The sequence below is a fragment of the Bacillus sp. 0209A genome (genome assembly GCF_036765095.1).
Classification (GTDB): Bacteria; Bacillota; Bacilli; order Bacillales; family Bacillaceae; genus Bacillus; species Bacillus subtilis_G.
This window is the reverse complement of sequence record NZ_JBAIZV010000012.1, coordinates 1-13,658: the sequence shown is the minus strand read 5'-3', so window position 1 is coordinate 13,658 and position 13,658 is coordinate 1. Positions and strand designations below refer to the sequence as shown.

Below are 13,658 nucleotides of genomic sequence, written 5' to 3'. Positions count from 1 at the left end.
TGCCGTATGGGGCGCAAGCGGTTCACCTCCGGCGAATACACGCTTCAGGCTTGTCCCGTCACCCAACGATTCCATTTCCGCTTGATCCAGAAAGCTGTTCAGCATAGCCGGAATAAAATGAACCGTCGTCACTTTTTCCCGATGAATGGATTTTACGATCAATGCCGGGTCTTTCTCCCAGCCGGGCGGAAGCAGATAAGCCGAAGCGCCGGAAAGCGCCCACCAAAACAGCTGCCAGACAGATGCATCAAAGGAAAAAGAGGTTTTCACCAGGACAATGTCCTCTTCCTGAAGTGGAAACTGGCGCTGCATGCCGGTCAAAAAAGAAACGGCATTGCGGTGCTCAACGGCTACCCCTTTTGGCTGTCCAGTGGAGCCTGACGTATAGATGACATAGGCGAGAGAACCGCTGTCAGCGCGAGCAAACATATGACTTTCTGCTTTTTCGTTCGCAAGAGATGCCATGTCAACTTCAAGTGTCTCTCCGGAGAAGTTCGGTGCGGAACATCCCGGCTGCGTCAGCAAGAGAGCTGCGCCGCTGTCTTTCAGCATGTAGCTCAGCCGCTCCTCTGGATATGCGGGATCAAGCGGCAAATACGCCCCGCCTGCTTTCAATACGGCAAGTACAGCTATCAGCATGTCAGGTGACCGCTCAGACAGGACACCGACGATGCTTTCCTTCGTGACACCGCGTGCCGCGAGGCGCGCGGACAGCCGGCTGGCATACATGTCAAGCTCAGCGTATGTCAGCGAACCGCCGGAAAAGCGGATGGCTGGCCGCTCCGGTGTGCAAGCCGCCTGTCGTTCAAACAGTCCGTGCAGGGTTGGGGCTTTAGGCGAAACGGATACAGACCTGTTATTTTGAGAAACGATTTTCCTTGTTTTGTTCTCATCCAGCAATGTCATCTTTGACACGGAAAGAGTTGGATCAGAGATGATGTCAGAGATCATGTGCTGTAAATAATCTTTTATCTCAGACATCATATTTGATTGATAAGCGCCAGTATGAAAATGAATCCGAACGTACAAGGTACGGCCTGGGATCACTTTGACACTGCATCTATAGTTGGTCTCCTCTGCCATCTCAAAATCTTTAACGGAGAAATCAAATGATCCAGCCTGATTCAGCCCTTCAATCTCTTGCTGGGTAGGTGTATTTTCAAAGACGATAATATGATCGATAAGCTCTTGTTTAAGAGCACTCTGTGCCTGAATGTCATATAAAGGGAAGTAACTATACGCTTCTGCTTCAGTCATATCCTTTTGCATCCTGCTGACTAGGTCAGAAAAAGAAAGGGAATCACTTTGGACTCGAATAGGAATGGTATTGATAAAAAGGCCGACCATGTTTTCCACATCTTTTAGCTCAGAAGGTCTGCCTGATATAACTGATCCGAACACAACATCGCCGCAGCGATTGAACTTTTGGAGCATGATTCCCCATAAAGCTTGGAAAACAGTGTTTAGCGTCGCACCAGTCGCTGTTGCGATTTTCTGTAATTCGGAGGTTTCTTTTTCAGAAATAGTGAACGTGATCTGCTGTAATGTCCCATCTGGCATTTGATCTGTTCTTTTGGGCAGAGGCGTCGCTTTTTCGAAATGCAGAAGCCTCTTTTTCCAATACTCAGCTGCTTCTTCTCGGTCTAGCTGCATCAGCCATTTAATATACGTCCCGTACGGCTGTACGGGAGGCAAATCAGGAACCTGTCCTTTTCCGAGCGCTTGATAAATGTGGAGAAAGTCTTTAATAACAATGCCTAAACACCAGCCATCCATTAAAATATGATGATGGCTCCAGATACAGATATAACGATCAGGCCCCCATTTCAAAATAGTTATTCTCATCAGTACATCCGTTTGGAGATCGAAGCCTCTGGATTTATCCTGTTCTTTGAATGCCTCGGTGCAATGTTCTTTATCTCTTTCATTGAGATGGGAAATATCTTCAAAATGAACATGGCAAGGACGATGCTTGAGCACGACCTGGCGAGGTTTGGCTACATTTTTATAGATGAACGCTGTTCGGAAGATTTCGTATCTGTCAAAAACACCATCCATACTTTTTTGGAAACGCTCCAAGTCAAGCTGTCCATGTATCGTAAAAGAAGCCTGTTCAAAATAAGCTCTTGACTGTTCATCATACAGTGAGTGAAAAAGCATCCCTTCCTGCATAAATGACAAAGGGTATATATCCTTTATTTCGGGTTGCTGCGGCATCAGTATGAATCTCCTCTCCCTATAGTTTGTTGACGACTCCCATAATCTCACTCAATTCATCAAGCGTTAAATCTTCATCAGTGAAATCAGATGCGCTCCACTCTCGGTTTTCTTTGCCCGTACAATGCTCAATGATGTTTTCCAGAGTCTGTTTAAAATGCCCGGCAAATGTTTGGATTGTTTTATTCCCAAATTGAAGCCTGTTATAAATCATGTGCATGTTTAGGCACCCCGAAGAAACAGCTCCGCTGATATCCAGAGCATAAGGCCGCGCCCAGTTCGGGCTGATCTCATTTTCTGGTTTGATGTCAGAAACCTCAAAGGCTTTTGATTGAATATCCTGATCAAACTGGCCTAAATAATTAAAGCTGATTTCCGGGGTGTTTTTCTCAGAGCCCCATCTTTTGCTGATATATTTCAGCACACCGTAGCCTGCGCCTTTATTCGGTATACGATGCAGCATATCTTTTGTCTGTTTAATGAGATGGCCCAGCCGTTCATCTTTGTTCTTATGATCAGAATCGCTCATATCAAGCCACACAGGATAAATCGAGGTGAACCAGCCGACAGTTCTGCTCATATCAATATCCCCAAGATATGATTCCCTTCCATGGCCCTCCATGCTGATTTTAAACTGGTCAGAGCCCGTCCATTGTTGTAGAGCAAGACCTAAAGCTGTCAGAAGGATATCATTCATCTCCGTGCTGTATGCTTTATTTGAAGCAGTTAACAATAATTCGGTGTGATGGCGGGACAGCTCAAATTCAATCACTTCTGTATCTTTGAATAGGTTAGGCGCTGCGTCATTGTCTTTAGGAATAGGTTGAATGTGACGGTTCTCGCGCTCTTCCCAATACGCTGCTTCGCGCTGCATCTGGCGGCTTTTAGAGTAGTCAGCTATTCTTTGTGAATACGTTAAATATGAATCTGTTTTTTGCGGCAGTTTAATAGATTCTCCTGAGACTGCCTGTTTGTAAGCTGTTGAAAAATCCTCGAACAAAATGCGCCATGAAACCGCATCAATAACCAAGTGATGAATCGTCAGAAACAAATGGTCACTATTTTCGGTTCTAAACAATCCAGCGTGAAGCAAGGGGCCGGTTTCCAAACGAATATGCTCCTGCATCTGGCTGGCGACTTCCTTAATCCTGTTATGTGCTTCTGTTAAGTTACCCTTTACATCAAACAGTTCAAGAGAATATAGCTCCTTATCTGGCAGATCTATCCCTTTATTTATCTGAACCGGCCTGCCATTTTCATACCGGCATACGATTCTCAGTGCGTCATGATGAGTCACCAGGCTTCTTAGCACCTTTCTAAGCGCAATTTCATCAAATCGTTCAGTCCGGTTGAGCATAACGGACTGATTAAAATGATGCATCTCCAGAGATTGCGAGAAAAACCATTGCTGGACAGGTGTCCAAGTGATTTCGCCTTCTACCGGACCTTGGTCAATGACGTGTACGGCTTTTCGAACATGAGCGGACAGTTCACCCAGAGTCTGATGTTCAAACATCTCACGTACTGTCGTTTCGAATCCGCGTTGCTTCAGTCTGGCGCAAACTTGCAGCGCTTTAATAGAATCTCCGCCAAGTTCAAAGAAATTGGCGCTTATGCCCAGCTCATTCACATCAAGAAGCTCCTCCCAAATATCAGCCATTACCTTTTCGATCTCATTTCTAGGGCTGATATCATCAGCAGTATAAGCATGTTTATCAGGTTCCGGCAGTGCTTTCTGATCGAGCTTTCCATTAACAGTCAGCGGGATGTTGTCAATCTGTATTAAACGAGCGGGCAGCATAAAGTCAGGCAGCATGGTTTTTAGAGAAGCACGGATGTCTGATGTACTCGCCGCCTGTCTATCTTTTGTCACCAAATAAGCATAAACAGCTGTTTGCCCTTGCTCATCTTTTCTTGTGATGACAGCCGCCTCTTTAATAATCGGAAGCTGAAGAAGCGCCGCTTGGATTTCGCCTAACTCGATACGATGCCCTCTGACTTTAACCTGACCATCAATGCGGCTTACGTATTCCAGCTCGCCAGTTGACAGGCGTTTAGCAAGATCTCCCGTTCGGTATAATCTGTCCCCCGGAAGATACGGATTGGGTACAAAACGGTCAGCGGTCAGCTCATCTCTGTTGAAATATCCCCGTGCTACGCCTTCACCGCCTATATAAAGCTCCCCTGGAACTCCGATCGGCTGCAGATTCATATGAGCATCCATTACATAAGCCTGCAGAGTTGAAAGAGGCCGTCCGATATTGCTGTTATTTTTTGCAATGTCTGCTGCGGACAATTTTTTGAATGTTACATGCACTGTTGTTTCTGTAATACCGTACATATTGATTAGTTCAGTATGAGGATATTTACCATTCCAGCTTTGAAGCATGCCGGGCTGTAAAGCTTCGCCGCCAAAAATGACGTACCGGATGTTTAATCGATCCGGATGGTTTTGATCTTCATGCATCAGGCCGTAAAAAGCAGTCGGAGTCTGATTGAGTACAGTGACGCGTTCTTTTTTTAACAATAATCGGAATGCATGGGGGTCACGGGCTGTTTCTTTAGAGACCACGACTAGTGTACTTCCGTTCAATAACGCACCGAACATTTCCCATACAGAGAAATCAAAGCAATATGAATGAAAGAACGTCCAGACGTCTTCATGGCCAAATTCAAAAGGCAGGTTTTGATGCTTTAAAAGACTGATCACATTGCGGTGCTCGACCATGACGCCCTTTGGCTTGCCCGTCGTTCCGGATGTATATATCACGTATGCCAGCTGATCCGCCAGAGTTTCTTGGCTTTTTAAATCAGACGGAATTGAATCATTTTTAGCTTCATCGATATACAACATTTCCCCGCTGTAGTCTGCAGGTTTATTTTGTCCGCGCTCTGTCAGCAACAGTTCTGTCCCGCTGTCATTGAGCATAAAGCTGATACGGTCCTGAGGATATTCAGGATCAATCGGCAAGTAGGCCCCTCCCGCTTTTAAAATTGATAAAATGCCAATGATCATATCAGGTGACCGATCGAGCATCAGACCGACGATGTCCCCAGTGCCGACCCCTTGTTTGATGAGCATAGCAGCTGTCCGGTCTGCTTTTTCTTTCAGGTCTCGATAAGTAAGCTGAGAGTGGCCGCACACCACTGCGATATGATCAGGATGTTCAGCCGCTTGCTTTTCAAATAAGCTTACAATGTTTTCATTTCTCGGATAAGCTGCATACTGTCCCATTTTTTCAAGGAGCAGTTCTCGCTCTGCAGCAGGTAGCAATTGCATTTCCGAAATTCTCATCTCGTTATTCGCTATTACATTTTTCATCAGTTCAATAAAATAGGATGCCCATCGCGCAATGGTCTCTTCTTCAAAAAGAGCGGTGCTGTATTCAAAACGGCAGCGAATTCCGTCTGAATGCTCCTCAGCGTGTAATGTCAAATCGAATTTGGATATATCGTGTTTTGGAGTGACAGACAAAATCGATAGACCAGGCACTTCAAACTGGAAATCTTCACTGCTTTGAAGCACGAGCATCGCATCGAACAGCGGGTTGCGATTTACCTCTCGATGTGTATCGAGCTTATCTGCCAGCTCTTCAAAAGGATAATTCTGATGTTCATAAGCTGTCAGAGCCAGACGGCGAATATCCTGCAAATACGAGCTGAACGTTTTGTCGCCCTCCGGCTGGCTGCGCATCGCTAATGTATTTACGAACATCCCGATGACGCGCTCCAGATCAGCGTGCGGTCTTCCTGCAGCGGGCGAGCCGACAACAATATCCTCTTGCCCGCTAAGCTTGGATAGCAAAATAGAATAGACAGCCAGAAGGATCATATACAACGTTGTTCCCGTTTCAGCCATTAAACGGTGCAGCTCATTTGCGGTGTCTTGATCAATGTTTACTTCAATTGTTCCGCCGCTGAAATCAGGGAGACGCGGTCTTGTTTTATCAAGCGGTAAATCTAATACAGGAAGACTCCCGCCAAGCTGGTCAAGCCAGTAGGCCTCCTGTTTTCTGTATAGGTCTTTCGGGAACTTCTCTTGCTGCCAAACAGCAAAATCCTTATAATGCAGATTTAAAGCTGGCAGTTCCTTTCCGCAATATAAGTCAGTAAATTCTTGGACAAGCGTGCTCATCGAGACACCGTCGGCAATGATATGGTGCATATCGAGCAGCAAAAATCCGTGGTTATTGCCCATTGAAATGACACATGCTCTAAAGAGCGGACCGGCCGATAGATCAAACGGTTTGATAAAGGACTCGATTGCAGACTCAAGCATTTGTTTTGATTCCATTTCAAGCTCTTTCAGGTCAAAAGCCATCTCTGGATAAATGATTTGCACGGGCTCTCCACTGTCAAGCACAAAAACAGTCCGCAATGTTTCATGCCGATTCACAAGTTCTGCGAGAACTCTTCTCAACCGCTGGCGATCTAGATTTCCGCACAATTCAAGTACAGCGGGCATGTTATAGCCTGTGCTGTCACCCGCCAGCTGATGAAGAGCATATAATCGTTTTTGCGAGAAAGACAGCGGATAGACCTCTCTTTGCTCCGCAGGCTCAATCTGTGTAAAAGCATGTTCTTTTAAGCTCATCAATTTGACTGCCATGCTTTCAATTGTCGGGTAAGAGAAAACCTCACTGAGCGGCAGCTCGACATGAAGCTTTTTATGTATTCTTGATACGAGTGCGGCCGCTTTTAAGGACTGTCCGCCTAGTTGAAAGAAATCATCACGAATGCCGATTTTCTGTTTATGCAACACATCTTCCCAAATCTGTGCGAGATCAGCTTCGATTAAGGTTCGGGGCGGCATATATGTGAGAGCCGCATTGTTTTTTGGTTCAGGAAGTGCTGAACGGTCAAGTTTCCCGCTGGATGTTAATGGCATTTTGCCGATGTTGATAATACTTGCGGGAATCATATAGGACGGCAATGTCCCAGCAAGATGGCGATGCAAATCCGGAAGACTGCTTCCCTTTTCCGGAACGATATAAGCAATAAGCTCCTTGTCCTCAGCAGAAACATCACGAGCCAATACCGCTGCTTCCTTCACCCCCGGTGCCTGTCGAAGAACTGTTTCGATCTCTCTCAGTTCAATGCGGTAACCCCTCATTTTTACTTGATCATCAAAACGTCCAATATATTCAATCGTTCCATCCGGCAAAAAACGGCCTGCGTCACCTGTTCGGTATACACACTCCCCTTCAAGAAACGGGTGATCGGAAAAGGCTTTCTCTGTCAGCTTCGGCTGTTTGTAGTATCCTCTGGCAAGACCTGCGCCGGAAATACACAGTTCGCCCGCCGCGCCGATCGGCTGCATTTGATTTCCGTGTAAAACAAATACTTTCGTGTTTGCAATCGGGTGTCCGATTGTGATCCTCTCTTTTTCGTTCAATTGACGCAAAATGGTTGTTGCCACACTGTTTTCTGTGGGTCCGTATTCATTTGCCAATTCTGCAGAAGGACAAATCTTTTCACTCATCTCAAGCAGATCAGGCGTGACCGCTTCACCTGCAAATGTCACAATACGAAGACTTTTTGCATCTTCAGCAGTCATCACCTCCAATAACACCCGGTACAGAGAAGGAACAATGATCATGTGACTGACCTTATAGCGTTCTATCTTTCTCTTGAGGGCTAGCACATCCTTTGCTTCGTCATCCGTTGTCAGCAGTACGCACGAACCGGATAAAAGCGGGGTAAACAAGCTCGTCACACAGCCGTCAAACACATATGAAAACAAATGGAGGGATATATCCTGTTCGGCCATGCCATACTCTTCCCGTCTCCATTGCAGTGTATTGGCAATACCTTGATGATCAACGAGAACACCTTTTGGCCGCCCTGTCGTTCCCGACGTATAGATTAAGTAGGCAAGATCACCAGGCGGCACATCTGGAGCCGCTGTTTGGTGCCTTTCTGTACGTTCTATCGGTATCATTTCCCCTTCATAGTGCGGCGGGATGAATGTCATAAGGTCTTCTTCTATCAGCAATTGAGCCGCTTGACTGTCCTTCAGCAGGAAAGAAAGACGTTCTTCTGGGAAATTTGGATCAAGCGGCATATAAGCGCCCCCTGCTTTCCAAATCCCGAGCAAAGCTGCAGGCATTTCCATTGACCGCCCCATCATCACAGCGACGATATCTCCAGATCCAACGCCTTTTTCTATCAGGGCGTGCGCAATCTGATTAGCTCTTTCATTTAATTGGCGATAGGTCCAGTATTCATCACCCATTTTCAATGCGGCAGCTTCAGGCGTTTTGTGAGCTTGTTCCTCGAACAATTGAGATATTGTTTTGTTCGCATAAGAATGCTTTGTTTCGTTAAACAATTGGATAAGCTTTTGTTCCTCCGGCGGCACGATATTAATGTCGCTGACGGCAATATCGGGATGTGTGACAATGCAATCCAGCGCTTGCTTTAGATGGCCTTGAATCCGCAGCATCTCTTCACGTTCGTAAACGGCTGCGTTGTAGCTGAATTTAATATAAAATGATTCTCCCGGTACGATAACGATATTAAAGTCGTAATTGGTTTGCTCTGACATTGAAATGTCACCCAGCTTCAGCGCATTTTCCTCATTTTCGCTCTCAATGCGTAATGCCTGATCAAGCTGTACAGGATAATTTTCAAAGACAAAAATATGATCGATCAAACCTTGCTTTAATGGACTATGGTTTTGAATGTCATAAAGCGGGTAATACCCATGCTGTTCAGATGATAAAATATCCTCCTGCACGGCTTTGACCAGCGAAGAAAACGTCATGCCCTCCGCAGATCGAATTCGCACTGGGACCGTATTAATAAACAAGCCGACCATTGATTCAATCCCATCAATCGCTGACGGGCGTCCTGAAATAACGGAACCAAAAACTGCATCATCAGCTGCGTTATATCGGTGCAGAAGCACGCCCCAAATACTCATAAACAACGTGTTTAGTGTAACTCCCCAATTCTGCGCGGCCTCAGTCAGTTTCTTAACCATTTCCGGCGCTAAAGAAAAGCTGATCTGAGCAGCTTTATAATCCCCGTTCGTTGGGCGGCGCTTTATCCGGGGAATAGAAGCGGTATTGCCGTATTCCTTCAAATATCCGCTCCAGTAAGCGGCAGTCTCTTCTTGATCTTGTTCTCCAAGCCATTCAATATAACGGCTGTACGGTACCGTGCTTCCAAGCTGCACAGGCCTGTTATTGCTGAGTGAATCATACATGCTGAAAAACTCTTTAAGAATAATGCCGAGGCACCAGCCATCCATGATGATATGGTGATGTGTCCATACACACGTATATTTGCTATCGCCTCTATCAAAAAGGGCAAGACGCATTAAAGGATCTTTTTGCAAATTAAATCCTTTTTCCCGATCCTTGGTCATAAATTCATCGATCAGGGCCTGCTGTTCATGATCAGCCAAGTAAGAAAAATCTTCTCTATACACTGTCAATTCGCGGTTTGATAAGACTACCTGCTGCGGCCCTGTAAGATCTGGTACTTCTTTAATAAAAATCGTTCTGAAAATATCATATCGGGAGACAAGAAGGTTTAAGCTCTTTTGAAACGAGTCGATACATAGACTCCCCGTAATCGTAAACGAGGTCTGTTCCACATAGGCTTTTGAGCTGAAATCCATCAGTGAATGAAACAGCATTCCTTCCTGCATGTGTGATAACGGATAAATATCTTGAATTTGTGCCGATTGTGCCATCAATTCCACACACCTTTTCAAAAGTTAAAGATCTTTCACAAGATTTTCGATGCTAGATAATGCAGACAAAGTTAATTCCTTATTGCTGAAATCACTCAGTGTTTTTTCGCGTGCTTTTTTCGTCGAACAATGCTCAATCGTCTCGATAAGATGCCTGTGAAAACGATCCATAAAACACTCAATTGTGTGTTTGCTGAATACTGGGGTGTATACCGCTTTTACTTGAAGCCGTCCGTCTGTAATGAGAGCATTGATGTCCAGCTCATATTCTCGTTCTCTCTCACCCGCTATTTCGTAACGAGGCTGGTAATATGATAATTGAAATGTTTCAGCTTCCTTCTCTTCGCTAAATTGGCCGAGATAATTAAAGCTGACCTCAGGCTCTTTATGCGGCGGCAGTTCTCCTATGTGTGTTAACAATCCGTAGCCAGTTCCTTTGTTCGGCACTCTTCTCAGCATATCTTTTGTCGTCTTAATTCGGTAAGCGAGCTGATCTTCGAAAGGCTCGGGAATACTCATGTCCAGCAGAATAGGATAAATGGAAGTAAACCAGCCAACTGTACGTGAAATATCAATATTTGGCAGATGCCCTTCTCTTCCGTGTCCCTCAGTGCTGATCACGATTTGATCGTGCCCTGTCCATTCAGAAAGCGCCAATCCTAAAGCCGTAAGCAAAAGCTCGTTGGCATCAGTGCCATAGGCTTTCTGAGTTTCAAACAGCAGTTTTTCAGTCCAGTCCCCGGATAGTGCAAACATCGAGCTATCACTGTTCAATTGCAGTCTGTCCGGCATATTTTTCGTGTCCTTAGGCAAAATAGCATTGTGAGCGTCCAAAATCGTTTGCCAATACGGTTTTTCTGCAAGCAATTGTTTATTCTCAGCTATGTGTGCAAGACCACTGGCGTAGGACAAATAAGAATCGGTTTTTGGCGGCAGTTGGATCTCTTGTTTTTCTAAAGCCTGCTGGTATGCTGCCGCTAAATCCTCAAGCAGAATTCTCCAAGAAACGCCATCTATCACAAGATGGTGAAGCGCAATCAGAAGATGATCCCCTCCTGCCGTTTTAAACAAACCTGCTTGCAGCAGAGGCCCTTTTTGTACATTCATTTTCCTTTGAATGACGGTTTCCTCAGCGGATAGTTTTTCATCAAGATGAGTTCTTTCCAGCAATTCTGTTGTCCAATCTGCGATGTGAAGCCCGAACAGTTCATGATCTTTGTGATTCATTCCGCGATTATACTGAACGACATGGCCGTTTTGGTCTTGTTGAAAAACCATGCGAATTGCATCATGATGCTCGGTTATTTTACGCAGCGCTAGACGAAGCGCGTTAGCATTAAATCCTTTTTCACTGAAAAGCATGACGGACTGGTTGTAATGATCGTGAAAAGCATGAGCCTGTCCGAAAAATCTTCGCTGAATCGGGGTGAGGTTAGCTTCACCTTCCGCAGGCCCCTGATCCGCTTGAGATGCCAATGGTGTGATATGTCCGCTTAGTTCCTGAATTGTTGGATAACGGAATAAGTCGCGTATAGTCATGCTCCAGCCTTCAGCTGCCAGACGTGCTGCCACTTGTAATGCTTTAATTGAGTCTCCGCCAAGCTCAAAAAAGGAATCGTGAATGCCGACTCGTGACATGCTCAGTACATCTTCCCATATATACGCCATCGTTTTTTGTATGTCGTTAACTGGTGCGGTATATGGGCGCGAGAACACATTATCTGGAGCCGGCAAGGCATTTCTGTCCAGCTTTCCGTTTAGGGTCAGCGGCATGTTTTCTAAAGCAATTAGATGCGCAGGAATCATATACGCCGGCAGTTCCTTTGTTAAAGCAGTACGAAGCGCATTCGTGTTGACGTCTGAAGGCACGATATATGCTGATAAACCAGCCTGTCCATTCTTATCATGCTGAACGGCAACTGCAGCTTCTCTGACAAGCCCCGTTTGAAGCAGAACACTTTCAATTTCTTCTGTTTCAATTCTGTATCCATTTATCTTCACTTGATAATCCATTCGGCCAAGAAGCCGGATCGTTCCGTTTGGAAGAAAGCAGGCTCGATCACCGGTTCTGTACAGTCTTTCTCCTGAGACAAATGGATTTTCTGTAAATTTCATGCGTGTTAAGTCAGGTTTATTATGATAGCCTTTCGCAACACCTGCCCCGCCGATGCACAATTCGCCGGCAGCGCCAATTGGCTGAATTTGGTCAGTCTGGCTGAGTACGTACATGCGTACATTTGGAAGCGGGCTGCCGATTGGCACGTTATCTCCCGTCCACTCTTCTCCCATACTTGTTTCATAAAAGCTCGAATCAATCGTTGCCTCTGTGACACCATAGCTATTGATGATGCGCATGCTTTGGCCAAATCGTTCTGTTAATGTTTTGAAATCTTGAGCTTTCACCATGTCAGAACCAAGAATCAGTATGTCTAAGTCAGGAAGCTTGAGCTGGTTACGGTATATATATTCCATCACCGGAATAATGAGAGCAGGTGTGGACTCCATCATTGTGATTCTCTTAGAGCTCATGATTTTATATATTTCAGCAGGTTCCAGCCGCTTTTCATCCGAGCAAACGATGAGAGTCCCGCCGTTGGTCAATGTTCTTGCCAAATCTCCTGAGAAGACATCGAATGAAAAGCTCGCGATTTGAAGCAGTCTGACAGGCTTCCGATCCAGTTCATAAATTTGACGCCACGCAAGAGCAGCATGAGTAAAGTTACGATAGGTGACAATAACACCTTTAGGCGCACCTGTAGTTCCTGACGTATAAATGATATATGCTGCATCTTCAGGAGCGGGTGATAGGTTAAGGTTACAGCTATTTTCTTCATATGAGACTTCATCATCAAGGCAGATGTGGGACATCTCAGATTCAGATGCATTTGAAATCAAATGCTTCAATTCCTGTTGTAAAAGAAGAATATCTGCTCCGCTATCACGAAGAATGTATTCAATGCGAGCTTTTGGGTAGTGTGAATCGATTGGGATATACACTCCGCCAGCTTTCATCACTGCTAGGATTCCAACAATTGCATCAATGGATCGCTTGGCTAAAACAGCCACAGTTGGCCTCGTTCCTTTTCTTTTTTGCAATGTCCGTGCCAGGCGATTGGCTTTTTCGTTTAAAATCCGATAGCTAATCTGTGTTTCGTCATCAATAACAGCTATATGTTCTGGTGTTTCTTCAGCTCTCACTTCAAATATGCGATGAAAAGGAACATCTTTTTGAGAAAATTCAACTTGAGTTTTGTTGAATTCAAAGGCTATTTTTTGTTTTTCTTTTTCACTAAGTATATTTATTTGTGAAAGGTTTGTTTCAGGTTTAGAAAGTGCCGCATGCAGAAATTCGCTGAAATGAGCTGCCCAGCGTTCAACCGTGGCTTTCAGGAATACCTCTGTACTGAATTCCATTTCACAGCAAATGGCTCCATCTGTTTCCGTTGCTATAAACGTCATATCGAATAAAGAAATGTGATGCGGGAAATTGGCTGGCCGGACTTTTATTTCTTCCAGTTCTATGTCCTGCTTTTCTGTATTTTGAAGGATAAACATCGCATCAAACACTGGATTCCGGCTCATATCCCGCGTCACTCCAAGCTTGTCGACAAGCTCTTCGAACGGATAATCCTGATGTTCATAGGCTTCCAATGCAGTGGCGCGCACTTCCTGCAAATACTGTCCAAACGGCTTCCCGCCCTCCGGGCGTGTCCGAAGCGCCAGCGTGTTCACAAACATG

3 protein-coding genes are annotated in these 13,658 nt (G+C 45.2%); all 3 read right to left on the bottom strand.

Translation table 11 applies throughout. From position 1 onward, the window contains the following. The coding region (locus V6D44_RS20860; protein ID WP_333516855.1) for a condensation domain-containing protein at positions 1-2,217 on the bottom strand (2,217 nt) is incomplete at its 3' end. 19 nt (positions 2,218-2,236) lie between these two features. Then, entirely contained in the window at positions 2,237-9,919 is a 7,683-nt protein-coding gene (locus tag V6D44_RS20855; protein ID WP_333516854.1) for an amino acid adenylation domain-containing protein, read from the bottom strand. Positions 9,920-9,943: 24 nt separating this feature from the next. Next, positions 9,944-13,658 (bottom strand): amino acid adenylation domain-containing protein (locus V6D44_RS20850; protein WP_333516853.1); only part of this gene is annotated, 3,715 nt, incomplete at its 5' end.